This window comes from Klebsiella michiganensis (genome assembly GCF_002925905.1).
Taxonomy (GTDB): domain Bacteria; phylum Pseudomonadota; class Gammaproteobacteria; order Enterobacterales; family Enterobacteriaceae; genus Klebsiella; species Klebsiella michiganensis.
In genome coordinates this window covers 1-25,671 of sequence record NZ_PRDB01000005.1, presented here as the reverse complement: position 1 = coordinate 25,671, position 25,671 = coordinate 1, and the positions used below count along the sequence as shown (strand labels likewise).

The 25,671-nt window shown below is 61.3% G+C and carries 25 protein-coding genes; 11 read left to right on the top strand and 14 right to left on the bottom strand.

The window, feature by feature from the left end:
• Positions 1-12 precede the first annotated feature (12 nt).
• The 5 genes from srlB to gutQ all read left to right on the top strand — a co-directional run bounded on the left by srlB (position 13) and on the right by gutQ (position 3,462).
• Positions 13-375, top strand: coding sequence for a PTS glucitol/sorbitol transporter subunit IIA (srlB, locus tag CDA56_RS13585; protein ID WP_004132227.1), 363 nt, complete (start codon positions 13-15; stop codon positions 373-375).
• Positions 376-392: 17 nt separating this feature from the next.
• Entirely contained in the window at positions 393-1,172 is a 780-nt protein-coding gene (gene srlD, locus CDA56_RS13580) for a sorbitol-6-phosphate dehydrogenase (protein ID WP_014226518.1), read from the top strand.
• Positions 1,173-1,302: 130 nt separating this feature from the next.
• Complete coding sequence (gene gutM, locus CDA56_RS13575; RefSeq protein WP_014839303.1) at positions 1,303-1,662, top strand: transcriptional regulator GutM; 360 nt, start codon at positions 1,303-1,305, stop codon at positions 1,660-1,662.
• Between the two features lie 68 nt (positions 1,663-1,730).
• On the top strand, positions 1,731-2,504 hold the full coding sequence (gene srlR / locus CDA56_RS13570; RefSeq protein ID WP_004104826.1) for a glucitol operon DNA-binding transcriptional repressor SrlR: 774 nt from the start codon (positions 1,731-1,733) through the stop codon (positions 2,502-2,504).
• Complete coding sequence (gene gutQ / locus CDA56_RS13565) at positions 2,497-3,462, top strand: arabinose-5-phosphate isomerase GutQ (protein ID WP_014226519.1); 966 nt, start codon at positions 2,497-2,499, stop codon at positions 3,460-3,462. The genes srlR and gutQ overlap by 8 nt, the downstream gene beginning before the upstream one ends.
• Here the strand turns inward: gutQ and norR are convergent.
• Positions 3,425-4,969, bottom strand: coding sequence for a nitric oxide reductase transcriptional regulator NorR (norR, locus tag CDA56_RS13560; protein ID WP_014226520.1), 1,545 nt, complete (start codon positions 4,967-4,969; stop codon positions 3,425-3,427). The genes gutQ and norR overlap by 38 nt on opposite strands.
• A gap of 187 nt (positions 4,970-5,156) precedes the next feature.
• Here norR and norV point away from each other — a divergent pair, with 187 nt between their 5' ends.
• The gene (gene norV, locus CDA56_RS13550) at positions 5,157-6,602 is read left to right on the top strand and encodes an anaerobic nitric oxide reductase flavorubredoxin (RefSeq protein ID WP_014839305.1); all 1,446 of its coding nucleotides are present in this window, start codon (positions 5,157-5,159) and stop codon (positions 6,600-6,602) included.
• Positions 6,599-7,732, top strand: a complete 1,134-nt coding sequence (gene norW, locus CDA56_RS13545; protein WP_103813818.1) for an NADH:flavorubredoxin reductase NorW — start codon at positions 6,599-6,601, stop codon at positions 7,730-7,732. Before norV ends, norW begins: the two co-directional genes overlap by 4 nt.
• A gap of 231 nt (positions 7,733-7,963) precedes the next feature.
• Here the strand turns inward: norW and CDA56_RS13540 are convergent, their stop codons facing one another.
• The 4 genes from CDA56_RS13540 to CDA56_RS13525 all read right to left on the bottom strand — a co-directional run bounded on the left by CDA56_RS13540 (position 7,964) and on the right by CDA56_RS13525 (position 12,896).
• Positions 7,964-8,977 carry a HoxN/HupN/NixA family nickel/cobalt transporter gene (locus CDA56_RS13540; protein ID WP_025107282.1) on the bottom strand — a complete coding sequence of 338 codons (1,014 nt, stop codon included), beginning with the start codon at positions 8,975-8,977 and terminating at the stop codon, positions 7,964-7,966.
• 11 nt (positions 8,978-8,988) lie between these two features.
• Positions 8,989-11,208, bottom strand: a complete 2,220-nt coding sequence (gene hypF / locus CDA56_RS13535) for a carbamoyltransferase HypF (protein WP_103813820.1) — start codon at positions 11,206-11,208, stop codon at positions 8,989-8,991.
• A 12-nt stretch (positions 11,209-11,220) separates the two neighbouring features.
• Positions 11,221-11,748, bottom strand: a complete 528-nt coding sequence (gene hydN / locus CDA56_RS13530; protein ID WP_014226525.1) for an electron transport protein HydN — start codon at positions 11,746-11,748, stop codon at positions 11,221-11,223.
• A gap of 134 nt (positions 11,749-11,882) precedes the next feature.
• Entirely contained in the window at positions 11,883-12,896 is a 1,014-nt protein-coding gene (locus CDA56_RS13525; protein ID WP_025107280.1) for a LacI family DNA-binding transcriptional regulator, read from the bottom strand.
• 256 nt (positions 12,897-13,152) lie between these two features.
• Here CDA56_RS13525 and ascF point away from each other — a divergent pair, with 256 nt between their 5' ends.
• Entirely contained in the window at positions 13,153-14,595 is a 1,443-nt protein-coding gene (gene ascF, locus CDA56_RS13515; RefSeq protein WP_047723028.1) for a PTS cellobiose/arbutin/salicin transporter subunit IIBC, read from the top strand.
• A gap of 26 nt (positions 14,596-14,621) precedes the next feature.
• Positions 14,622-16,046, top strand: a complete 1,425-nt coding sequence (locus CDA56_RS13510) for a 6-phospho-beta-glucosidase (protein ID WP_104011374.1) — start codon at positions 14,622-14,624, stop codon at positions 16,044-16,046.
• A 362-nt stretch (positions 16,047-16,408) separates the two neighbouring features.
• Here CDA56_RS13510 and hycI read toward each other — a convergent pair whose 3' ends face one another.
• The 9 genes from hycI to hycA form a co-directional block, all read right to left on the bottom strand.
• Positions 16,409-16,894: a hydrogenase maturation peptidase HycI gene (hycI, locus tag CDA56_RS13505; protein WP_032694626.1), complete on the bottom strand. Its 486-nt coding sequence runs from the start codon at positions 16,892-16,894 to the stop codon at positions 16,409-16,411.
• The gene (locus CDA56_RS13500) at positions 16,887-17,297 is read right to left on the bottom strand and encodes a formate hydrogenlyase maturation HycH family protein (RefSeq protein ID WP_014226530.1); all 411 of its coding nucleotides are present in this window, start codon (positions 17,295-17,297) and stop codon (positions 16,887-16,889) included. The genes hycI and CDA56_RS13500 overlap by 8 nt, the downstream gene beginning before the upstream one ends.
• On the bottom strand, positions 17,294-18,061 hold the full coding sequence (locus tag CDA56_RS13495) for an NADH-quinone oxidoreductase subunit B family protein (RefSeq protein ID WP_032750980.1): 768 nt from the start codon (positions 18,059-18,061) through the stop codon (positions 17,294-17,296). Before CDA56_RS13495 ends, CDA56_RS13500 begins: the two co-directional genes overlap by 4 nt.
• Complete coding sequence (locus tag CDA56_RS13490) at positions 18,061-18,603, bottom strand: formate hydrogenlyase complex iron-sulfur subunit (protein ID WP_025107277.1); 543 nt, start codon at positions 18,601-18,603, stop codon at positions 18,061-18,063. The genes CDA56_RS13495 and CDA56_RS13490 overlap by 1 nt, the downstream gene beginning before the upstream one ends.
• A 9-nt stretch (positions 18,604-18,612) precedes the next feature.
• Positions 18,613-20,322 carry a formate hydrogenlyase subunit HycE gene (gene hycE, locus CDA56_RS13485; RefSeq protein ID WP_104011373.1) on the bottom strand — a complete coding sequence of 570 codons (1,710 nt, stop codon included), beginning with the start codon at positions 20,320-20,322 and terminating at the stop codon, positions 18,613-18,615.
• A gap of 17 nt (positions 20,323-20,339) precedes the next feature.
• A complete protein-coding gene (locus tag CDA56_RS13480; protein WP_004104852.1) occupies positions 20,340-21,263 on the bottom strand; it encodes a respiratory chain complex I subunit 1 family protein in 924 nt (307 codons plus the stop codon).
• A gap of 2 nt (positions 21,264-21,265) precedes the next feature.
• On the bottom strand, positions 21,266-23,092 hold the full coding sequence (gene hycC / locus CDA56_RS13475) for a formate hydrogenlyase subunit 3 (RefSeq protein ID WP_104011372.1): 1,827 nt from the start codon (positions 23,090-23,092) through the stop codon (positions 21,266-21,268).
• Positions 23,089-23,697 (bottom strand): 4Fe-4S dicluster domain-containing protein, encoded by a 609-nt coding sequence (locus CDA56_RS13470; RefSeq protein ID WP_049068949.1) that lies wholly within the window; start codon positions 23,695-23,697, stop codon positions 23,089-23,091. Before CDA56_RS13470 ends, hycC begins: the two co-directional genes overlap by 4 nt.
• A gap of 82 nt (positions 23,698-23,779) precedes the next feature.
• Positions 23,780-24,229, bottom strand: coding sequence for a formate hydrogenlyase regulator HycA (gene hycA / locus CDA56_RS13465; protein WP_004134329.1), 450 nt, complete (start codon positions 24,227-24,229; stop codon positions 23,780-23,782).
• 208 nt (positions 24,230-24,437) lie between these two features.
• Between hycA and hypA the strand changes: the two genes are divergently transcribed.
• Both hypA and hypB read left to right on the top strand, forming a co-directional pair.
• Positions 24,438-24,782, top strand: coding sequence for a hydrogenase maturation nickel metallochaperone HypA (hypA, locus tag CDA56_RS13460; RefSeq protein WP_004114752.1), 345 nt, complete (start codon positions 24,438-24,440; stop codon positions 24,780-24,782).
• Between the two features lie 7 nt (positions 24,783-24,789).
• On the top strand, positions 24,790-25,662 hold the full coding sequence (gene hypB / locus CDA56_RS13455; protein WP_104011371.1) for a hydrogenase nickel incorporation protein HypB: 873 nt from the start codon (positions 24,790-24,792) through the stop codon (positions 25,660-25,662).
• Positions 25,663-25,671: the final 9 nt, after the last annotated feature.

Here is a 25,671-nt window from a genome sequence, read left to right as displayed (position 1 = left end):
AGGTGCCTGAAGATGACCGTGATTTACCAGACCACCATTACGCATATCGGCGCCAGCGCGGCGATGGCGCTGGACGAGCAGATGCTGATCACCTTCCGCGAAGGCGCCCCGGCCGATATCGAAGAGTACTGCTTTATTCACAACCACGGCGAGCTCTCCGGCGCGCTGGTGCCGGGCGCTGAGCTGCAGCTCGGCGAGCTGCGCTACCCGGTCACCGCCGTCGGCGACGTCGCCGAGCAGAACCTGCGCGAGCTGGGCCATATCACGCTGCGCTTTGACGGCCACCGCGAAGCGGAATTCCCCGGAACCGTACACGTGGCGGGGCCGGTGCCGGAAGGCATCGCCGCCGGCTGCGTACTGAAATTTGTTGCTTAAGCTGTAAGGAGAAAATTATGAATCAGGTTGCTGTTGTCATCGGTGGGGGACAAACCTTAGGGGAGTTTCTGTGTCGCGGGCTTGCCGCAGAAGGCTATCGCGTGGCGGTGGTCGATATTCAGAGCGATAAAGCGACCCGCGTCGCGCAGGCCATCAATGCAGAACATGGCGAAGGCACGGCGTGGGGCTTCGGCGCGGACGCCACCAGCGAAGCCAGCGTGGTCGCCCTCGCCCGCGGGGTAGACGAAATATTTTCCCGCGTCGACCTGCTGGTCTATAGCGCCGGGATCGCTAAAGCGGCGTTTATCAGCGACTTCGCGCTGGGGGATTTCGACCGTTCGCTGCAGGTGAATCTGGTGGGCTACTTCCTCTGCGCCCGCGAGTTTTCCCGCCTGATGATCCGCGACGGCATTAAAGGTCGCATCATCCAGATCAACTCTAAATCCGGCAAAGTGGGCAGCAAGCATAACTCCGGCTATAGCGCGGCGAAGTTTGGCGGCGTGGGGCTGACGCAGTCGCTGGCGCTGGACCTCGCGGAGTACGGGATTACCGTGCACTCCCTGATGCTCGGCAACCTGCTGAAGTCGCCGATGTTCCAGTCTCTGCTGCCGCAGTACGCCACCAAGCTGGGGATCCCGGAGGAGCAGGTCGAGCAGTATTACATCGACAAAGTCCCGCTGAAGCGCGGCTGCGATTACCAGGACGTACTTAACGTGCTGATGTTTTACGCCAGTCCGCAGGCTTCATACTGCACCGGGCAGTCTATCAACGTCACCGGCGGGCAGGTGATGTTTTAAACCAGAGGTCCCGGATTGCGCTGCGCTTATCCGGGCTACAAAACCGGCACCCCGCACCGATCCGTAGCCCGGGTAAGGCGCAACTCGCCGCCCTCCGGGGAAATATCGCACACGCCTTAAGGAGACTTTTATGGTTACCGCACTTATCACTATCGCCGCCATCGCCTGGATAACCCAGCTCGCCTTTGGCGGCTGGCAGATCAGGCAGTTCAATCGCGCATTCGATCGGTTGTGCCAGCAGGGCCGCGTCGGCGTGGGCCGTTCCTCGGGGCGGTTCAAGCCGCGGGCCGTCGTCGCCATCGCCGTCGACGAAAACGACCGCATTCGCGATACGCTGTTAATGAAAGGCCTCACCGTCTTCGCCAGGCCGCAAAAAATTCCCGCCCTCACCGGTAAGCATCTTAAGGAATTGCAGCCTGATGTGATCTTTCCCAATGATCCGCTCTGTCAGAATGCACTATCATTAGCGCTTAATCCGAAACATGGATAATTTCGTTGTGAACGTTAATATCTTGCGAAATTATCATTTCGAAACTTTAAACGCAGGATACAACGCCTATGAAACCACGTCAGCGCCAGGCAGCCATTCTCGAGCACCTGCAATCGCAGGGCAAATGCTCGGTCGAAGAGCTGGCGCAACACTTCGACACCACCGGCACCACCATCCGTAAGGATCTGGTGATCCTTGAGAATGCCGGTACCGTTATCCGCACTTACGGCGGCGTGGTGTTAAATAAAGACGAGGCCGATCCGCCCATCGACCACAAAACGCTGATCAACACCCATAAAAAAGAGCGGATTGCCGAAGCCGCGGTCAGCTTCATTCACGATGGCGACTCGATCATTCTTGACGCCGGCAGTACGGTGCTGCAAATGGTGCCGATGCTCAGCCGCTTCAATAACATTACCGTGATGACCAACAGCCTGCATATCGTCAACGCCCTCTCCGAACTGGATAACGAACAAACCATCCTGATGCCGGGCGGCACGTTCCGCAAAAAATCGGCCTCCTTTCACGGCCAGCTGGCGGAAAACGCCTTCGAACACTTCAGCTTCGATCGACTGTTTATGGGCACCGACGGCATTGATTTAATCGCTGGCGTCACCACCTTTAATGAGGTTTATACGGTCAGCAAAGCGATGTGCAATGCCGCCCGCGAAGTTATCCTGATGGCCGACTCGTCGAAGTTTGGCCGCAAAAGTCCCAATATCGTCTGCGGCCTGGAGAGCGTAGACAAACTGATTACCGATGCCGATATCAGCCCGGAATTTAAGCGGGCGCTGGAAGACAAAGGCATCGAAGTCATTATTACTGGAGAACATCATGAGTAACTTTCTGTTAGAAGCCGGACGCCAGACCCTGATGCTGGAGCTTCAGGAGGCGAGCCGCCTGCCTGAACGCCTGGGCGACGACTTCATCCGCGCGGCGGAAACCATTATCCACTGCGAGGGCAAACTGGTCGTCTCCGGTATCGGTAAATCGGGTCATATTGGTAAAAAGCTGGCCGCCACCTTCGCCAGCACCGGCACCCCGGCATTTTTTGTTCACCCGGCGGAAGCGCTGCACGGCGACCTCGGCATGCTCGACAGCCGCGACGTGATGCTGTTTATCTCTTACTCCGGCAGCGCTAAAGAGCTGGATCTTATCGTTCCGCGCCTGGAGGAAAAATCCATTCCGCTGCTGGCGATGACCGGTAAATCCACTTCACCGCTGGCGCTGGCGGCCAAAGCGGTGCTTGATATTGCCGTAGAGCGTGAAGCCTGCCCGATGCACCTCGCGCCCACCTCCAGCACCGTCAATACCCTGATGCTCGGCGACGCGCTGGCCATGGCGGTCATGCAGGCCCGCGGCTTTAACGAAGAAGATTTCGCCCGTTCGCACCCGGCCGGCGCGCTGGGCGCGCGGCTGCTGAACAAAGTTCACCATCTGATGCGCCGCGACGGCGACGTGCCGCGCGTCGCCAACGACACCAGCGTCATGGACGCGATGCTCGAACTCAGCCGCACCGGCCTGGGGCTGGTGGCGGTCTGCGATGAGCGCAATCACGTGCAGGGCGTCTTTACCGACGGCGACCTGCGCCGCTGGCTGGTGGGCGGCGGCAGCTTACAGGATATCGTCAGCCAGGCGATGACCCGCAACGGCGTCACTCTGCAAGCGGAAAGCCGCGCGATAGAAGCCAAAGAGCGCCTGATGAAGCATAAAATCAGCGCCGCTCCGGTGGTGGATGAAAGCGGCCAGCTGGTCGGCGCGATTAACCTGCAGAACTTTTATCAGGCCGGGATCCTTTAAGCCCCAGACGCTTCGCCAGCCGGTGCAGGTTGGCGACGTCGAGCCCCAGCGCGCGGGCGGCGGCGGCCCAGCTGCGGCCATTAGCCGCCAGCGCGCTGGCGATCGCTTCGCGCTGGAACGCCTCCGTCGCCTCGCGCAGGCTCACCGCTTCCGCCGCCGGCTGCGGGCTGACGGTCGGCAAGGCCGGCGCTTCCCCGGCCAGCTGAAAATGCTGCGGCTCCAGCACGATATCATTACCCGCCTGCGTCGCCCGCGCCAGCACCACCGCCCGATGAATCGCGTGCTCCAGTTCGCGTACGTTGCCCGGCCATGACCAGGCGAGCAGCCTGGCCCGCGTCGCTTCGCTTAAAATCACCTGCGCCAGCCCCATGCGCAAACGGCACTGTTCGCAAAAATAGCCGGCCAGCAGCACTACATCACTTTCCCGCTCGCGCAGCGCCGGAACCGACAGCGGAAACACGCTCAGGCGATGATACAGGTCGGCGCGAAAGCGCCCCTCCACCACCTCCTGACGCAGGTCGCGGTTGGTGGCCGCCAGCACCCGCACATCAACCCGCAGGCTGCGATCGTCGCCGACGCGCTGAATATCGCCATACTGCAGCACCCGCAGCAGCTTGGCCTGGAGCGCCAGCGAAAGCTCGCCAATTTCATCGAGGAACAGCGTTCCGTTGTCCGCCATTTCAAATTTACCGCTGCGGTTGCTGATCGCCCCGGTAAACGCCCCTTTGACGTGGCCAAACAGCTCGCTCTCCGCCACGCTCTCCGGCAGGGCCGCGCAGTTGAGATAGACCAGCGGATTGGCCGCCCGCGGCGACCCCTGATGCACCGCTTTCGCCACCAGCTCTTTGCCGGTGCCGGTCTCGCCGCTAATCAGCACGTTTAAGTCAGAAGCCGCGACGATATCGATCTCTTTTTTCAGCTGCAGCATCGGCGCCGACAGGCCAATCATCTCCTGACGTTCGGCTGCCGGATACACGATAGCCTGCTCCGGCAGCACGTTTTGATTCTCCAGCCGGGCGATCAGCAGCGCGTTATTAAGCGCCCCGGCCACCAGGGCGGCAATCAGGCGCAGCTCCTCGTCGCTGAAGCTGTCAAAACGGTCCGCATCCATGCCGTCGAGGGTGAGCGCGCCGATCAGGGTTTGCCCGGCAAACAGCGGCAGGCCGACGCAGGCGTGCACCTTCAGGCTCTCCTGTCCGGGGATCAGGCCATCGTAAGGGTCCGGCAGATCGCTATCCGCCGGGAAGCGCACCACGTCCCCCGCCCGGGCAATCGCCTCCAGCCGCGGGTGGCCTTCAAGGGCAAAGCGTCGGCCAAGTACGTCCTGGGCCAGGCCATCAATCGCCAGCGGCACAAACTGGTGCGCCTCGTAGCGCAGCAGCGCCGAAGCATCGCAGCCGAGTATCTGCCGCAGGGTGGTAATCAAACGCGAAAAACGGTCGGCATGGCCGAGATCGCTTTGTAAATCAATGGCGATTTTCGCCAGGGCCTCGACGGAGAAACTCATTGTCGCCTCATAGTCATTTTGACACCAAACGTAGTCATATCGACTATTTTAACCATTGTCAATTTGACATCAACAGATTTAATAAAAAACTTAAAACACTTTAAATTCAATTATTTAAAAAGTTGGCACGCAACTTGATATAAGCAAAACATCTTATTTGAACACTGCTGAATTAATTGAGGTTGCTATGTCTATTCTGGTTAAAAATAACATTCATTGGGTTGGCCAACGCGACTGGGAAGTGCGTGATTTCCACGGGACTGAATACAAAACGCTGCGCGGCAGCAGCTACAACAGCTATCTCATCCGGGAAGAAAAAAATGTGCTGATCGATACCGTCGATCATAAATTCAGCCGTGAATTCGTGCAGAACCTGCGCGGTGAAATCGACCTCGCCGATATTGATTACATCATTATCAACCATGCTGAGGAGGACCATGCCGGCGCGCTGACCGAGCTGATGACCCAGATCCCGGACACCCCGATTTACTGTACCGCCAACGCCATCGACTCCATCACCGGACACCATCATCACCCGGAGTGGAATTTTAAGGTGGTGAAAACCGGCGACAGCCTGGATATCGGCAACGGCAAGCAGCTGATTTTCGTCGAAACCCCGATGCTGCACTGGCCGGATAGCATGATGACCTATATGACCGGCGACGCGGTGCTGTTCAGCAACGACGCCTTCGGCCAGCACTACTGCGATGAACATCTGTTTAATGATGAAGTTGACCAGGTTGAGCTTTACGAGCAGTGCCAGCGCTACTATGCCAATATTCTGACCCCGTTCAGCCGCCTGGTGACGCCGAAAATTACCGAAATCCTCGGCTTTAACCTGCCGGTGGATATGATTGCGACCTCCCACGGCGTGGTCTGGCGCGATAACCCGACGCAGATCGTCGAAAAATATCTCGAGTGGGCGGCGGATTATCAGGAAGACCGCATCACGATTTTCTACGACACCATGTCCAACAACACCCGCATGATGGCCGACGCGATAGCCCAGGGCATTACCGACGTGGATCCGCGGGTGGCGGTGAAAATTTTCAACGTCGCCCGCAGCGATAAAAACGACATTCTGACCAACGTGTTCCGCTCGAAGGGCGTGCTGGTCGGCACCTCAACCATGAATAACGTGATGATGCCGAAAATCGCCGGGCTGGTGGAGGAGATGACCGGCCTGCGTTTCCGTAACAAGCGCGCCAGCGCCTTCGGCTCCCACGGCTGGAGCGGCGGCGCGGTTGACCGCCTGTCCACGCGTTTACAGGATGCGGGCTTTGAAATGTCCCTGAGCCTGAAGGCCAAATGGCGCCCGGATCTCGACGCGCTGGAAGTGTGCCGCGAGCACGGCCGCGAAATCGCCCGCCAGTGGGCCCTCTCCCCGCTGCCGGCGAGCCAGGCCAAACACGCCGCGCCTGAGGCAACGCCCTGCGCAGCGCCAGCGGCAGCCGATCTCGGCCCGAAAATGCAGTGCAGCGTTTGCCAGTGGATTTACGACCCCGAACAGGGCGAACCGAACCAGGACGTCCAGCCGGGTACGCCGTGGAGCGAAGTCCCGGATAACTTCCTCTGCCCTGAGTGTTCGCTGGGTAAAGATGTGTTTGACGTTCTGGCATCGGAGGCAAAATGAGTGATGGCATCGTCATCATCGGCTCGGGCTTCGCGGCCCGTCAGCTGGTGAAAAATATTCGCAAGCAGGACCCGAATATCCCGCTGACCCTGCTCGCCGCCGACAGCATGGATGAGTACAACAAACCGGATCTCAGCCATGTGGTCAGCCGCGGGCAGAACGCCGACGACCTGACCCTGCAAACGGCGGGCGAGTTTGCCGAGCAGTACAATCTGCGCCTGTTTCCGCATACCTGGGTCAGCGATATCGACGCCGAGCAGCACCTGGTGAAGAGCCAGGACCGCGAGTGGCGCTATGACAAACTGGTGCTGGCCACCGGCGCGACGCCGTTTATCCCACCGGTGCCGGGCCGCGAGCTGATGCTGACCCTGAACAGCCAGCGGGAATACGGTGCGGCGCAAAGCCATCTGCGCGATGCAAAAAGGGTGCTGATCGTCGGCGGCGGGCTGATTGGCTGCGAGCTGGCGATGGATTTCTGCCGCGCCGGCAAAGCGGTGACGGTGGTGGATAACTCCGCCAGCGTACTGTCGGCCCTGATGCCGCCCGAGGCCAGCAGCCGACTGCAGCATCGTCTGACCGACATGGGCGTGCATCTAATGCTGAAGTCCCAGCTGGAAAGCCTGACGCAGAGCGCCGACGGGATTCGCGTCACCCTGGACCGCCAGCGTACGGTGACGGTGGATGCGGTGGTGGCCGCCGCCGGTTTACGCCCGGAAACGGCGCTGGCGCGGCATGCGGGGTTGAAAACTCACCGCGGCGTGGTGGTGAACAGCCAGCTGCAAACCAGCCATCCGGCGATTTACGCCCTCGGCGACTGCGCGGAAATCAACGGCATGGTCCTGCCTTTTCTGCAGCCGATTCTGCTAAGCGCCATGTGCCTGAGTAAAAATCTGCTGGCCCAGCAGGGAGAACTGAAGCTGCCGCCGATGCTGGTGAAGGTCAAAACGCCGGATTTACCGCTGCACCTGGCGGGCGATACCCGGCGCGAGGATCTGACGTGGAATATCGTTGCCGCCAAAGACGGCCTGGTCGCGAAAGGCGTTGACGCCGAGAACCAGCTGCGCGCTTTTGTGGTCAGCGAGGATCGCATGAAAGATGCTTTTGCCCTGCTCAAGCAGCTGGTGAGTTAACCTCGATGAAATGAGGTTATTCCCGGGTCGCGGCGTAAACGCCTTACCCGGGCTACCGGATCTCAGACGGCAGTAGCCCGGGCAGGCGCCTTGCGCCGCCCCCGGGAGCAGCGCGCAGAGTGGCATAATTTCCCGGAGGCGATGCTTGCGCATCTGTCCGGGCTACCGCCAGCAGACGGCCATTAACCTGTAGCCCGGCTAAGCGCAGCGCGAGCCGGGGAAATGCCCAACCTACCGCGCCAGGTTATCGTACCCGCGCCAGCGGTAGTTGAGCACCGACAGCACCCAGCAGGCCACGAACAGCCCGACCACCACAAAACCGGCGTCGCCGAGATGGTCGTTCAATGCGCCAACCCAGCGCCAGAGGCCGCCGCTCAGAGAGAACTTATCCATCAACAGCCCCAGCGCTTCCAGACCGCCGATAAACAGCGCCACCACCACCGAGGTGCCGGTAATGGTCATATTGTAATAGAGCTTGCGCTGCGGCTTGCTGAACGCCCAGCCGTAGGCGCCGACCATCAGCACGTTATCGAGCGTATCCACCAGCGCCATCCCGCTGGCGAACAGCGCCGGAAAAACCATAATCGACCAAATTGACACCCCGCTCGACGCGCTGGCGGCGGAGATCCCCAGCACGCCGATTTCCGTCGCCGTATCAAAGCCGAGGCCAAACAGAAAGCCCACCAGATACATCTGCCAGCTGCGGCTAATCAGGCGGAAGGTTTTACCGAACAACCAGCTCATCATGCCGCCGCCGGTCATGACCTCATCGCTCACCTTTTCGCCCTGCTTCCACGCCCGAAAGCTGCGCCAGACGCTGCGCAAAATAACCAGGTTGATAAAGGCCATCACCAGCAGGAACAGCGCCGACACGGCGGTGCCGATAACGCTGCCGGTCTCGTGAAACCAGCTCATCTGCTGGCCAAACGCGGTGGCGGTCGCGGCAATCGCCGCCGAAGCCAGCACCACAATCGACGAATGCCCCAGCGAGAACCACGCGCCAACGGCAAAAGGCCGCTTCCCCTGCTGCATCATTTTGCGGGTCACGTTGTCGATCGCCGCGATATGGTCGGCGTCCACCGCGTGGCGCAGACCATAACCCCAGGCCAGCAGGCTGGCGGCCATCAGCGCGCCGCTGCCGCCGAACGCCGTAAACGCCCAGCCCCAGGCCAGCAAATTGGCAGCAATCAATGCCAGCACCAGCGCCGCTGCGCGCGGCTGCTGACGCAAAATCGTCACTATCATATCGGTGTCCTTTAAGCCTGCAGGCGGGCCGCAGCGATAACCGCCTGGCCGAAGGCAATCGCGCCATCGCCTGCGGGCAGCTGCTGCGGAAAGAGCAGAGTAAAATCGGCCAGATAAAAGGTCAATCGCGCCGTCAGCAGGCGGTTGTGCAGTACCCCGCCGCCGAAGGCCAGCGTGTGAATATTCCGCGCGTTCGCGCAATCGCGCATCATGGCCGCCAGCCCGCGGGCCAGCGCATCATGAAAGGCCCACGCTTTTTGCGCCGGGCTCGCCTGCCAGCTCAGCCACTGCTGCCAGAACGTCGCCAGATCCAGTTTTCCATCGCGCCACGGCAGGGTCACCGGATGCTCAACTCCTTCGCAGGTCGCCGCCAGCGCCTCCAGACGGCACGCCGCTTCCCCCTCATAGCTCAGGGTTAGCGGCGCGCACTCCAGCGCGCAGGCGACGGCGTCAAACAGACGGCCGCACGACGATGCCTGCGGCGCATTAATACCGCGCTCGATTGCCCGCGCCAGCAGCGGCCAGCTTTGCTGGCGCAGCGCGGCGGTGTCGGCATAATTCTGCCACTCGGGGACGAAGGCCAGGCAGTGGGCGAGCAGATTGCGCCACGGCTGACGCGCCGCGAGGTCGCCGCCGGGCAGCGCCACCGCCGGCAGACCGCCGAGATGCTCGCACTCGCGATAGTTGACCCGCAGGCACTCGCCGCCCCACAGCTCGCCGTTTTCCCCCATCCCGATACCGTCGAGGATAAGGGCAATCACGTCGCCTCCCTCCCGCGGCCAGCGGTGCTCGGCCAGGCAGGCGGCCGCGTGGGCATGATGATGCAACACGCGGTCCACCGGCAGCATAAGCGACGCCGCCCACCGCGAAGCGCGGTAGCCGGGATGGGCGTCGGCAACCACCCGCTGCGGGGTAAAAGCGTAAATCTCCTGCATCAGACGCAGCGCCTGCCGCCACTGCGCCTCGACGCCCTCCTCATCGAGATCGCCAAAATGCTGGCTGAGCACCGCTTCATCGCCGCGCAGCAGGCAGAACGTATTTTTCATATCCGCGCCGAGAGCCAGCAGCGGCGGTACGTCGTGGAAACCCGGCGGCAGCGCCAGCGCGTCAGGCACGTAGCCACGGGCACGGCGCAGCATCTCGCCGCTTTGCCGCACCACGGAATCATCCATCCGCTGCACAATCTCGCGATTATGCAGCAGAAATCCGTCGGCAATTCCGGCTAAATCCGCCAGCGCCTCGGCGTTGGTTAACGCCGGCGGGCGGCCGCTGAGGTTGCCGGAGGTCATCACTAATGGGCGCGCCAGCGCCTGCGAAAGTAAATGCTGCAGTGGATTAGACGGCAGCATCCCCCCTACTTCCGCAAGCCCTGGCGCAATCTGGTCGCACAGGCCGGCCACCTGCGTTTTCTCCAGCAGCACGATCGGCGCGGCGGGAGAGGTCAGCAGCGTCAGCGCCGGTTCATCGAGCCCCGCCGTTGTCGCCAGCATCACCGCCAGCGGTTTCGCCGGGCGATGCTTACGCGCCCGCAGCTTCGCCACGGCCTCGCGGTTTCCGGCGTCGCACAGCAGATGGAAACCGCCCAGCCCCTTCACCGCCACAATATCGCCCGCCAGCAGGCGAGCAATCGTCGCATCTAAGGCGGCCTCGCCAAATAAATGCTCCTGCGGGCCGCGCCACTCCAGCTGCGGCCCGCACTCGGCGCAGGCTACCGGCTGCGCGTGAAAGCGGCGATCGGCGGGATCGCCATATTCCGTCGCGCAGGCGGGGCAAAGAGGAAACGGCGACATAGAGGTCAGCGGGCGGTCGTAGGGCATAGCGCGAATAATGGTAAAGCGCGGCCCGCAGTGGGTGCAGTTGATAAACGGATAGCGGTAGCGGCGCTCCCGCGGGTTGTTCATCTCCGCCAGGCATGCCGGGCAGGTAGCGGCATCGGGCACAACCTGCGTGCGCATGCTTCCGGCCCCGCTTTGGCGGATGGTAAAGCCCGGCGGCGGCGCGGCCCAGACAAAAGGCGCCGCTGCCGCGCTGTCGATACGCGCCAGCGGCGGGCAGCGCCGGGTTAACGCGGCGAGAAATGGCGCATCATCGCCGACAAGGCGCACCAGCACGCCGTCGCCGTCGTTGCACACGTCGCCGCGCAGCTCCAGCTGCTGCGCCAGCTGCCAGACGAAGGGGCGGAATCCCACCCCCTGCACTTTACCGCGAATGCGGATTTGCACCCCGTTCATTGCGCGACCGGCTTACCAGGCCAGCGCGGTGCGGCGGCGTTTTTCGATATTCATCTGTTCGAGCTTGTTGCGGTCGACGCAAATCAGCGCGTGGGTCGGACAGGCATCCATACAGGCCGGGCCTTCCTCACGGTGGTGGCAAAGGTCGCATTTGTTGGCTTCGGCTTTTTCCGCCATCACGTTCAGCCCCGCGCCGCTGTGGCGGATAACCGGGCGCACCACCACTTCCATGGCGCCGTAGGGACAGGCCACCACGCAGGTTTTGCAGCCGATGCAGCGCTCCTGCATCACGTGGACGAAGCCCCGATCGCGGCTGATCGCGCCGTTCGGACAGACGTTGGCGCACGGGGCGTCCTCGCACTGACGGCAGGCGGTGGCCGTCGACACGTTAACGCCTTTGATCACGTGAATACGCGGTAAAAAGCTTTTTGGCGTCAGCGCGGCGCAGTCCTGATTTTCCTGATGAGAGACCACGCAGGCCACTTCACAGGTGCGGCAGCCGATGCATTTGCTCGCGTCGGCGATAATGAAACGGTTCATCCATTTCTCCAGCTGTAAGAAGGTTACGCGCCGGAGTATGCATAATGCGTTCCAACTTTTATCTAACTGATATTAAAGAAGATAAATACGGGAGATACTGTCATCGTCAGTTGTGACGATGACAGCTGACGACGTCAGGCGTGCGGGCCGGGAACCATCGAGTCGCGTTCAATCAGCTCGCCGGAAAAGGTTTGCTGAAATTTAAAATCGCCGCCGTCGAGCATAAAGATCAGCCGGTTAATGCTCTCTTTGATCATCTCCGTCACCGGGACTTTGACGCTGGAGAGCGCCGGCACCATAAACGGCGCCAGCGCGATATCGTCAAAGCCCACCACCGAAACCTGCTCCGGGACCTTGACGCCGAGCTGATGCAGCTGCTTCATCGCGCCAACCGCCATATCGTCGTTGCTCGCCACCAGCGCGCTGTAGCCGACGCGGCGCTGGCGCAGCGTCTCGACTCCCGCCGCGCCGGTTTCCGGCGTCCAGCGGCCTTCGACGATCAGAGAGTCATTCAGGGCAATGCCGCCGCGGGCCAGCGCGTCTTTATAGCCCGAGAGACGCTCTACGCCCGTTGGCGAATCCAGCGAACCGGTAATAAACGCGATTTCCCGATGGCCCAGCGCGATAAGCTTTTCCACCGCCATCATCGCCGAGGCCTTTTGATCGGACCAGACGCAGTGGCTGGCGTTGCGGCGCAGGCGGCGGTTGAGCACCATGATCGGCCGCTCATGATTTTCGATAATCTCATCCATCTCATCAACGCTGAGAAAGCGCGGATAGATAATAATCGCATCGCAGCGCAGATCGAGCAGATACTGAATCGCCTCGCGCTCCTCCTCCGCGCTGTGCTTGCCGTCGGCGAGGATCAGCTGCCGCCCTTTGTCTTCGGTCATCCGCGCCACGTGGTAAAGCAGTTCGCTGAAATAGACGCCGTGATAAAGGGTGTTGGTCACCACCAGCCCGAGGGTCTGGGTCTTTTTCGTCGCCAGGTTGCGCGCCAGCAGATTCGGCCGGTAGCCGCTTTCGGCCACCGCCTGGAAGACGCGATCTTTGGTCTCCTGGCTGACATAGCCGTTCCCCGACAGCACCCGCGAAACGGTGGCCTTTGACACCCCCGCGCGCTTCGCTACCTCCAGCATCGTTGCCATGTGGTTATTCCTGTTGCCAATGTTGCCCGCAGTGTACTGCACGCGCTGCGCTTTTTCAGCATTTGCGCGTCGCCCGCGCTGATGCGCACACAGCGATCAAAATCACAAAATCGAGATCTTATTTTTTTATTTCTTGTATGAATTAATGAAACTAATCATGATTTTGTGGAACCGGTTTCCTATGTATGCATGATGCCGCTCCGCTTTCCGGCGCGGCGACAAGCCAGTACCCCATTGATAAACAGGATAAAATCCGATGTCTAAAAATTATGCAGCTCTGGCGCAGCAAATTATCGCGGCAATTGGCGGCGCAGATAACGTTGCCGCCGTCACCCACTGCATGACCCGCCTGCGTTTCGTGGTCAAAGACAACGAGCGGGTCGACAGCGCCACCCTCAAAGGGCTGAAAGGCGTGCTCGGCGTCGTGCGTAGCGATAACCAGTGCCAGGTGATCGTGGGCAATACCGTCTCCCAGGCGTATCGTGAAGTGGTTGCGCTGCTGCCGGGGGATCTGCGCCCCGCCGAACCGCAGGGGAAACCACCCATTACTCTGAAACGCATCGGCGCCGGGATCCTCGACGCGCTGATCGGCACCATGTCGCCGCTGATCCCGGCGATTATCGGCGGATCGATGGTTAAGCTGCTGGCAATGATCCTCGAGATGACCGGCGTGCTGCCCAAAGGCGCGCCAACGCTGACTATTCTGACGGTGATCGGCGACGGCGCGTTCTTCTTCCTGCCGCTGATGGTCGCGGCCTCCGCGGCGGTGAAGTTCAAAACCAATATGTCGCTGGCGATTGCGATTGCCGGGGTGCTGGTACACCCGAGCTTTATCGAGCTGATGGCCAAAGCCGCCCAGGGCGAGCACGTGGAGTTCGCCTTTATTCCGGTGACGGCGGTGAAATACACCTATACCGTGATCCCGGCGCTGGTGATGACCTGGTGCCTCTCCTATATCGAACGCTGGGTCGACCGTATCACCCCGGCGGTGACAAAAAACTTCCTTAAACCGATGCTGATCGTGCTGATCGCCGCTCCGCTGTCGATTCTGCTGATTGGCCCGCTCGGCATCTGGATCGGTAGCGCCATTTCCGCACTGGTCTATACAATCCACAGCTATCTCGGCTGGCTGTCGGTGGCGATTATGGGCGCCCTGTGGCCGCTGCTGGTGATGACCGGGATGCACCGGGTCTTTACCCCGACTATCATTCAGACCATCGCCGAAACCGGCAAAGAGGGCATGGTAATGCCGTCGGAAATCGGCGCTAATCTGTCGCTGGGCGGTTCGTCGCTGGCGGTGGCGTGGAAAACCAAAAACCCGGAGCTGCGCCAGACGGCGCTGGCGGCCGCGGCTTCCGCGATTCTGGCGGGGATTTCCGAACCGGCGCTGTACGGCGTGGCGGTGCGGCTGAAGCGACCGCTGATCGCCAGCCTGATCAGCGGCTTTATCTGCGGCGCGGTGGCCGGTATTGCCGGGCTCGCCAGCCACTCAATGGCGGCGCCGGGGCTGTTTACCAGCGTCCAGTTTTTCGACCCGGCCAATCCGATGACCATCGTCTGGGTCTTCGGCGTCATGGCGCTGGCGGTAGTGCTGTCGTTTGTCCTGACGCTGATGCTTGGCTTTGAAGATATTCCGCAAGAAGAAGCCGCCGCCGACGCCAGACAGCGCCAGGCCGGCACCCAGGCTTCTCACGCCTGAACACCATTTTGTTAACGAGGTAACGCATGGCGACTTTTCCACAGGGATTTTTATGGGGCGGCGCACTGGCCGCCAACCAGTCCGAAGGGGCATATCTGGAGGGCGGCAAAGGGCTGACCACCGTCGATATGATTCCCCACGGCGCGCACCGCCTGGCGGTCAAGCTGGGGCAGGAGAAACGCTTCGCGCTGCGCGACGATGAGTTCTACCCGAGCCACGAGGCGATCGATTTTTATCATCGTTATAAAGAAGATATCGCCCTGATGGCGGAGATGGGCTTTAGCGTCTTCCGCACCTCTATCGCCTGGAGCCGTCTGTTTCCTAAGGGCGATGAGCTGGAACCGAACCCGGAAGGGATCGCCTTTTATCGCTCGCTGTTCGAGGAGTGCAAAAAGCACCGCATCGAGCCGCTGGTGACGCTGTGCCATTTCGACGTGCCGATGCACCTGGTCACCGAGTACGGCTCCTGGCGCAATCGAAAAATGGTGGAGTTCTTCACCCGCTACGCCCGCACCTGCTTTGAAGCCTTTGATGGCTTGGTGAAATACTGGCTTACCTTCAATGAAATCAACATCATGCTGCATAGCCCGTTCTCCGGCGCCGGTCTGGTGTTTGAAGAGGGGGAAAATCAGGAGCAGGTGAAATACCAGGCCGCCCATCACGAACTGGTCGCCAGCGCCTTAGCGACCAAAATCGCCCACGAGGTGAATCCGCAAAATCAGGTCGGCTGTATGCTGGCGGGCGGCAACTTCTACCCCTACTCCTGTAAGCCGGAAGACGTGTGGATGGCGCTGGAGAAAGATCGCGAGAACCTGTTCTTTATCGATGTCCAGGCGCGCGGCGCGTATCCGGTGTGGGCGGCGCGGGTATTCCGCGAGAAAGGCGTGACCATCGCCAAAGAAGCGGGCGATGATGAGACCCTGCGCCATACCGTCGATTTCGTCTCCTTCAGCTACTACGCTTCGCGCTGCGCGTCGGCGGAGATGAACGCCGGCAACACCAGCGCCGCCAATATTGTTAAATCGCTGAAGAACCCGCATATTCAGGCCAGCGAATGGGGCTGGGGCATCGACCCGCTCGGCCTGCGCATCACCATGAATATGATGTATGACCGCTACCAGAAACCGCTGTTCCTCGTGGAAAACGGTCTCGGCGCGCGGGATGAGATTGACGCTAACGGCGAGATTAATGACGACTATCGCATCAGCTATCTGCGCGAGCATATTAAGGCGATGGGTGACGCCATCGAGGACGGCATTCCGGTGATGGGCTACACCAGCTGGGGCTGTATCGATCTGGTGTCCGCCTCTACCGGCGAGATGAGCAAGCGCTACGGCTTTGTCTACGTCGACCGCGACGATGCCGGACGCGGCACGCTGGCGCGAAAACGCAAAAAGTCGTTCTGGTGGTATAAGAAGGTGATTGCCAGCAATGGGGAAGATTTGGCGTAGTGTGCCCCGCGGACTGAGGGCTCCTCAGCCTAACAAACACCTGCAACACGGAAATTTTCCCGGCTTGCGCTACGCTTAGCCGGGCTACAGGTTCATCAACGCCCGCAGACCGGTAGCCCGGGTAAGGCGTTTACGCCGCGACCCGGGAAAAAGTACGCTTGCTCCCCCCTGGCCGAACTTCCGGCTACAGGTTCATCAACGCCCGCGAACCGGTAGCCCGGACAGATGCGCAGCATCGCCTCCGGGACTGGCAAACGCTACGGGTGACAAAAGTCGTCGTAGCCCGGGTAAGGCGTTTACGCCGCGACCCGGGAAAAAAGTACGCTTGCTCCCCCTGGCCGAACTTCCGGCTCGCGCTGCGCTTAGCCGGGGAACGCCGGCTCCTCTGCGGCTTCAAGTGCCGCAAAACCGCCATTCCCCTGCCAGCCATCAAGCCGCGCGTACACCACCTCGACCGCGTCCTTAATCGGCTGGGTCATCGGGTAATAAAAGCCGACGATATCCGGCTGAATGCCTAAGAAAATCACCTCGCCGATATCCTCTTTTAGCTGATCGATCAGATAGTTGAGCGGCATATTGTGGGTGGTCATCATAAACATCTCGGCGATATCGTCCGGATCGACGATGCGGATCTCGCCGGGATTCAGGCCCATATCGGTGGCATCGACGATCAGCAGGCGCTCGGGGCGCAGCTCGCGAATGGCGACGATATCGTTCTCCGGCGCGCTGCCGCCGTCAATCACCACCCATTCGCCGACGGGGTTAGCCGCGCACATCTCCGCCAGCAGCGGACCTGCGCCGTCGTCGCCCATCATACTATTGCCGACACAGAGTAAAACGTCAGTCACGGAGTCTCCTCACCATCAGATAGATGGCGCTTTCCTGGTGAATATCATGCAGCATGCTGAGCAGCGTTTTGCTCCACGCCTGCTGCTCGGGGGTCTGCCGGGCCTGCGCTTTATCAAAAGCGTTGGCCAGCATCGTCACATGATTGCTGTCGATAACAATCTCGCCGTACTTCGGCACGCCTTCCATTTTGCGCCGCGCGGTGCTGCCCTCTTCGAGGGTCGCAATCCACGCCAGATACGCCTGCCACGGGCAGCTCAACGCCGCCTCAAGGCAGTCGATGACGCCGAGGTGGTGGCCAATCGCCAGGCTGTAATAGACCACCTGCTGCGCCTGGTCGGGCGTCGCATCGTTCTCATCAATAAATTTACGGCTCAGCTGACTGAACACCACCGTCTCGCTCATCGGATACGCGCTCCCTCGACCACCTGGTTCAGATGGGTGACGATCTCGGTCAGGCGCGGATCTTTTTCCGCCTCCAGCCAGCGCACCACCTGGCTATCGCCCTGCCCCAGCAGGCGCATATAGTCGTCGGCTATCTGGCGACCGTAGCGATAGCCCGCCAGCCGGCGCGCTTCGCGGTCGATGCGCACCCGCAGCGGCTGTACCATATCCGGGTGCAGAAGCTCGGTCGGCCGTTCGTCCTGTTCGCCCGGCAGACGAGCGTGGATTTTCTGTTCCAGCAGGCCCAGCGCCATCGCGAAGCCGTACAGCGTCGCGGCGGGGGTCGGCGGGCAGCCGGGAATATAGACATCCACCGGCACGATTTTATCGGTGCCGCCCCATACGCAGTAGAGGTCGTGGAAGATGCCGCCGCTGTTGCCGCAGGCGCCGTAGGAGATACAGATTTTCGGGTCCGGCGCGGACTGCCACGCGCGCAGCGCGGGAGAACGCATCGCCCGGGTTACCGCCCCGGTAAACAGCAGAATATCGGCGTGACGCGGCGACGGCACCACTTTGATCCCAAAACGCTCGGCGTCGAACAGCGGCGACAGGGTAGCGAAAATCTCGATCTCGCAGCCGTTGCAGCCGCCGCAGTCCACCCTGTAGACGTAGGCGGAACGCTTAATTTTCTTCAGCAGCGATGCCTTCATGCTGGCGATGGACTCATCCACCGTCATCGGCACCGGAATGCCGTTTTCATCGCGCGGGCCTAATAAGTTGCTCATCAGCTGGCCTCTCTCATATGGCGAGTCAGTTCAATACGGTCGGACGGCACCAGGCACTTCTGGCGTTTACACTCCGGGCAGGTCTCAAAGCTTTCGCGATGCAGCTCGGCGCGGCTGTCGCCGTTGTGTTTGAGCAGCGCGATGGCGTAGTCGATCTCTTTCTGTACGGCGAACGGCCGTGCGCATACCCGACAGTGGCAGATGGCAAAACGCGACTGCTGGAGGAAATCCTCTTTTTTCCACACCGCCAGCTCGTACTCCTGAGAGAGCCTAATCGCCGCCGTCGGGCAAACCTCTTCGCAGCGTCCACAGAAAATGCAGCGTCCGAGGTTGAACTGCCACGCCAGCTGGTTGGTGGCCAGATCGGTCTCCACCGTCAGGGCGTTCGACGGACAGGCGTTAACGCAGGCGGCGCAGCCGATGCACTGCTGCGGGTTATGCTCCGGTTTGCCGCGGAAGTTTTTATCCACCGGCATCGGCTCCAGCGGGTATGAGTGCGTCGCGGTGCCGGTTTTGATGACTTTTTTAATAAAGGTAAACATGGCGATTCCTTATTTCAGCGGCGAGCTCTTACGCTCGATGCTGTAGCGCTCCAGCTCTTTGTACGGCACCACTTTGCTTTTCTTCTTGCGCACGTCGACTACGGTCATGCGGTCGGTGCAGGAGTAGCACGGGTCGAGGCTGCCGATAATCAGCGGCGCGTCGGAGACGGTATTGCCGCGCAGCATATAGCGCAGGGTCGGCCAGTTGGCGTAGGTCGCCGCCCGGCAGCGCCAGCGGTACAGCTTCTGGTTGTCGCCGGTCATGCTCCAGTGGATATCATCTCCGCGCGGCGCTTCCGAGAAGCCCAGCGCGAAGCGGTGCGGAATATAGGTGAACCCTTCGACCATCAGCGGGCCGCCCGGCAGGTTATCGAGGCCGAAGTCGATCATGTTCAGCGCGGTGTAGACCTCGTTGATGCGCACCTTCAGGCGCGAGATGACGTCGCAGCCCTGTTCGCTGTGCACTTCCATCGGCAGCAGGCCGTAGCCGACAAACGGGTGATCGGCGCGGGTATCGCGGGCGTGGCCGCTGGCGCGCACCATCGGACCAACGTTGCTGAAGTCGCGGGCGATTTGCGGGTCGAGACGACCGATGCCCACGGTACGCTGCTCCATATTCGGCGTGCTGAGCAGCATATCCACCAGCTCCTGCACGTCGCGGCGCATCTGCTGCGCCAGCTGGCGGGTCTGGATCATGTCCTCTTTCAGCAGATCGCGACGAATGCCGCCAATCAGGTTCAGACCGTAGGTTTTACGCGCCCCGGTAAGAATTTCCGCCATCTTCATCGAGGTTTCGCGCACGCGGAAGAACTGCATAAACCCGGAGTCGAAGCCGGTAAAGTGGCAGGCGAGGCCGAGGTTCAGCAGGTGCGAGTGCAGGCGCTCCACCTCCAGCAGAATGGCGCGGATCATCTGCGCGCGCTCCGGCACCACGATCCCCATCGCGTTCTCCACCGAAGTGGTGTAGGCGGTGCTGTGGGCGAAACCGCAGATACCGCACACCCGGTCCGACAGGAAGGTGACTTCGTTGTAGCCCATCCGGGTTTCCGCCAGCTTTTCCATCCCGCGATGGACGTAGAACAGGCGGTAGTCGGCGTCGATAATATTCTCGCCGTCAACGAACAGGCGGAAGTGGCCCGGTTCGTCGGAGGTGACGTGCAGCGGGCCAATCGGCACCACGTTGTTTTTCTTACTGCCCAGCTCGTTGATAAACTCGTAGGTTTCGGCGTCGGTGGTCGGCGCCGGACGCTGGCGGTAGTCCATGCTGTCTTTACGCAGCGGATAGAGTTCATCCGGCCAGTCGTCCGGCAGCACCAGCCGGCGCTCGTCCGGCAGCCCCACCGGCACCAGGCCGTACATGTCGCGCACTTCGCGCTCGCCCCATACCGCCGCCGGCACGCGCGGCGTCACCGACGGATACTCGGGTTTATTGGCGTCCACTTCCACGCGCACGGTGATCCAGCACTTCGTGCCCTGCTCCATCGACAGCACGTAGTAGACGGCGTAGTGGCCGTTCAGCTTGCGTTCATCGTTGCCGAACAGCACCGACAGCCAGCCGCCCTGCTTGTAGTACAGGAACTCGACCACTTCCGGCAGATAGTTGACCTTCACCGTGACCGTCAACTGGTCTTTGGTCTGCCAGGCTTCATCCAGCACCACGCCCGGAAAGGCCTGATGCAGCGCGGCGAGATAGTGTTGACCGATTTTTTCTTCAGACATGCTCAAACTCTCTTAAATCACGCCACCAGCAAGGAGACGAAGGCTAAAAAGGCAAAACCAAACCCGGCCCAGGTGACGCGGGAGGTGGCGCAAAAGCGCAGACGCGCCATGCTGTTTTCGAACAGCGCAATCACCAGCACGCCGAGCACCAGCTTGACGACGGCAACCACCAGCGCCAGCAGCAGACCGCCGACGCTAAAGCTGGTCATCTGTCCCCACGGGATAAATACGCCGACGAACATCTGCAGGACCACCAGTTGCTTGAGGCTGATGCCCCACTTCAGCACGCCGAAGCCGCTGCCGCTGTATTCCGAGAGCGGGCCTTCCTGCAGCTCCTGCTCCGCTTCCGCCAGGTCGAACGGCAGCTTGCCCATTTCGATAAAGGTGGCGAAGGCGCAGGCGCACAGCGCCAGAATCAGCGGAAGAGTGCGGGCGACAGGCCAGTGATAAATGGTGTCGGTGATACTGCTGATATGGGTGGACCCCGCGACCTGCGCCGCGACCCACAGGCCGAGCAGCAGGATGGGCTCCACCAGCACGCCGAGCATCGCTTCGCGGCTCGCCCCGATAGCGGTAAACGGGCTGCCGGTATCAAGGCCGGAAATAGCAAAGAAGAAGCGGGCGATAGCGAACAGGTAGATCAGGGTAATCAGGTCGCCCAGCCCCGCCATCGGCGAATCAACGGTCACCACCGGCAGCGCGGTGGCGATGGTCAGCATCACGCCGACCATCACGTACGGCGTCAGGCGGAAGACCCAGCCGGAGGCATCCGGGCCAACGCTCTGGCGGCCCAGCAGTTTCAGAATGTCCCGGTACTCCTGCAGCACGCCCGGACCGCGGCGATTATGCAGACGCGCGCGGGCGACGCGGGTCACCCCGGACAACAGCGGCGCGACGGCGAACAGCACCAGCGCCTGCAACAATGCAATTAATACGCTCATTCTCAGGCTCCTCGGGAAATCACAATCACCACCAGTACCGCCAGCTCCACCAGCGCCACGCCGCGAAATAGCGCAGGCGCGGAAGCGTTCTGCCAGCCGGGCACCAGGCGCACCGGGTTCAGCCAGTGGCGCAGTTTCAGAATCGGCGCAAAGGCTTCTTTCACCGGCATGGCGAAACCGTGGGCGGTCACCACCATGGATTTTTCATGGTCGTAGCCGCAGACCCAGGCCGCCCAGCGGGAGCGCGCCGGCAGGCGATCGCCCTTGAAGAAGATCATCAGCAGCAGCGGCAGCAGCGGGCAGGCAATCAGCAGAATGGCGATCATCGGCTGGGACACCGCGCTGGAGACCTCCGCCTGCACCGGAAACGCCCCGCTCACCAGCGGCAGCAGCCACGGCGCGGCAACCCCGCCAATCACGCAGCAGACGGCGGCCAGCACCACGCTAAAGGTCATCAGCCCCGGCGCGCAGGTGGCGTTTTCCGCCTCTTTACTTCGCGGCGCGCCGAGGAAGGTGACGCCGTAGACTTTCGCCATACACATCACCGCCAGCGCGCCGGTAATCGCCAGGCCTACCGCCAGCAGCGGCCCGAGCAGGCGGCCAACAAACGCGTCGCCGGTGCTCAGCTTAAAGAAGGACTGATAGATAACCCACTCCCCGGCAAAGCCGTTCAGCGGCGGCAGCGCGGCCATCGCCATCAGGCCCACCAGCATCGCGAGCGAAATCAGCGGCATTTTCTTGCCGATCCCGCCGAGCTTTTCGATATCGCGATGGCCGGTGCGGAACCACACCGCCCCCGCGCCGAGGAACAGGGTGGTTTTAAACAGGCTATGGTTGATCAGGTGATACATGCCGCCAATAAAGCCCAGCACCATCAGGGTCGGGTTATGGGTCGCCACGCCGGTGACGAACGCCCCGAGGCCGAGCAGGATAATGCCGATGTTTTCCAGGGTGTGGTACGCCAGCAGGCGCTGAATATTGTGCTCCATCAGGGCGTACAGCCCGCCGACGAAGGCGGTGATCATGCCCAACACCAGCAGCATCACGCCCCACCACAGCGGCGGTACGCTGCCGGCCAGCGAGACCGTCAGGATGCCGTAGAGACCGACCTTCATCACCACCGTGGAAAACAGCGCGGCGGCCGGCGCGCTGGCGCCGGCGTGGGCCTGCGGCGCCCAGCCGTGCAGCGGAATAACTCCGGCCAGCAGCGCAAAGCCGACCAGGCCCGGCAGCCACAGCAGCGCGTTCTGCGGCGCCGCCATCGCCAGCTGGGTAATCTGCGCCAGCTCAAGGGTGCCGTAGGACGACCAGACCAGCCAGCAGCTCCACGCCATCAGCAGCGTACCGAGGCGACCCAGCGCAAACCACAGCTTGCCGGACTGCGCGCAGCCGGTAAGAAACGCGGCGCAAAGGGCCATAATCTCCGCCATCACCACCAGCGCGCCGAAGTTTGTCACCACCACGGCGCAGACGGCGGCGGCCAGCAGCAGATTCACCAGCAGGCCGTTGGCTTTCACCTGCGGGTGACGATGCCAGGCGATATTGAACAGTGAAATCGGCAGCGCCGACAGGCCGATCGCCAGCAGCCACAGCGCGTTGACGCCGCCCACGCGCAGGGTCAAATGCAGCATCTGCAGCATGCCGCCGCTAACGCGCTCCGGCATCAGCAGCGCCGTTCCGCCCGCCAGCACCAGCATCGCGCTGGCGACCGCGCCGCCAATCCCGGCGATCGCCCCGCTCAGCGGTTTGCGCAGGGCGAACAGAAACGCCAGCACCGCGCTGGCGGCGTACCAGGCCACCGCCTGATTCACTAAGGAAATCACACTCATTTCACGTCCCCTTGTTGCGCCTGGAACAGCGACAGATCGCCGAGATCGGTATTAAAAGTCAGCTGCCGCTTACGCTTGCTGGCCTGGGCGATATCGCGGATATCCACCAGCAGCAGCGCTTTGGTCGGGCAGGTGCGTACGCACGCCGGGCCTTCCTCATCGAAGTGGCACAGGTCGCATTTGACGGCGATGGCGCGCACGCCCGGCACCCAGTCGAGCAGCGAGCTGACGCGGGCCGGCGCCGGCGGCGCGGCGGGGGCCAGGGGCGTATTGGCGTTAGCCGGCATATCCAGCGGACGGCTGCCGGAAAACTCAATGGCGCCGAACGGACAGGCGATGCCGCACAGCTTGCAGCTTACGCACAGGCTCTCATTGAGCTGCACCGCGCCATCGACGCGATTAATGGCGTTAACCGGGCAGACGGCGGCGCAGGGCGCATCTTCACAGTGGTGGCACATCTGCGGCGCAGATTCTTTTTCATTGCGCATTAAATGCAGCCGGGGCATGGCCTGCAGGCCCTGCTGGCGGTGAGTCTCAGCGCAGGCGGCTTCGCAGGTGCGACAGCCGATACAGACGGTGGAGTCAGCAATTACAAAACGGTTCACCGGGTCATCCTCAGGTGAAAGTCATTTTTGACGAAAACAGGTTGCGCAGGTGTCAGCTTCGACACTTGTCGACACCTGACGATTAACGGGCCAGCGTCAGGTGGCTTAAATCCACCGGCTGGTCTTGTTCGATAGCCTCGTAGAGACGGTCGTAAACGCTGGCGATAGTCGCCAGATAGTGCTCCAGAACCTGCTCGCGATCGCGGTTGCTAATCCGGCCATCAATGGTGCCGTCTGAACCCAGCGTGGCCTGGGCAATCAGACGTCTGTCGTCGCCGTTTTTGGTTTCCACGTAGTACTCGATGGTGTGGCTGTTAAAGCCCTCCGCCAGCGCAACGTAGACCTGAAAATGGCCAAACAGTACGAAGCACAGTTCTTTATCCGGCGCGCAGCTCATGGCGTGATGCAGACGCGCTTTCGACAGGGTTATCCCCTGTACCAAGGAGTTGCAGTAGGTGTGCCACTGCTCCTGATGCTGACGGTGACGATCGGCGATGTAGTCCGCCTTTTCACTTAATTCCCAAATAGTCATCCCGGATCCCCCGTTGTATGAGATGCACCGGTTAAGCACTTTTCATGCCAAAATTTAATTAATTGATTTTAAACATCTTTATAAAATTCCGGGGGGCGGAAAGACATGTCGATGACGACGTCTGCAGCGTGTCATCGACATTTTCGTGACATTACCTATGACCTGGCATCGTTATTGCATTAAAGGGCCATCGCGATACGGAGGCACCATGCACGAAATCACTCTTAGCCAGCGGGCGCTGGAAATTATCGAACAGCAGGCGCTGCAGGCCGGCGCGCGTCGGGTGACCGGCGTGTGGCTGAAGGTCGGGGCGTTTTCCTGCGTGGAGGCCAGCGCGCTGACCTTCTGCTTTGAGCTGGTGTGCCGCGGCACGCTGGCGGAGGGCTGCGAGCTGCATATCGCCGAACAACAGGCTGAATGCTGGTGTGAATCCTGCCAGCAGTACGTGCATCTCATCTCCCAGCACGTGCGCCGCTGCCCGCAGTGTCAGAGCGACCGGCTGCAAATCGTGGCGGATGACGGCTTACAGATTCAGCGACTAGAAGTGGAGTAATAAGATTATGTGTACAACCTGCGGCTGCGGTGAAGGCAACCTTTATATAGAAGGCGACGAGCATAACCCGCATTCGGCGTTTCGCAGCGCACCCTTCGCGCCCGCCCCGCGCCAGATGATGAACATTACCGGCGTGAAAACCGATAACTTTTCCCCCACCCGCTCGGAGGCTGGCGACCTGCACTACGGTCACGGCGAGGCGGGTACCCATGCGCCGGGCCAGAGCCAGCGGCGGATGCTGGAAGTGGAAATCGACGTGCTGGATAAAAACAACCGTCTGGCCGCCCGCAACCGCACGCGCTTCGCCGCTAAAAACCAGCTGGTGCTGAATCTGGTCTCCAGCCCCGGCTCCGGCAAAACCACCCTGCTGACGGAAACCCTGCTGCGGCTGAAAGAGAAAACCGCCTGCGCGGTGATTGAAGGCGATCAGCAAACGGTGAACGACGCCGCGCGCATCCGCGCCACCGGCACCCCGGCGATTCAGGTCAACACCGGCAAAGGCTGCCATCTCGACGCGCAGATGATCGCCGACGCCGCGCCGCGCCTGCCGCTGGCGGACCACGGCATTCTGTTTATCGAAAACGTCGGTAACCTGGTGTGTCCGGCGAGCTTTGACCTCGGCGAACGTCATAAAGTGGCGGTGCTGTCGGTAACCGAAGGCGAAGACAAGCCGCTGAAGTATCCGCATATGTTCGCCGCCGCCAGCCTGATGCTGCTTAACAAGGTCGACCTGCTGCCGTATCTCAACTTTGACGTAGAAAAGTGTCTGGCCTGCGCCCGCGAGGTGAACCCGGATATTGACATCATCCTGCTTTCCGCCACCAGCGGCGAAGGCATGGACCAGTGGCTTAGCTGGCTGGAGACGCAACAATGTGCATAGGCATTCCGG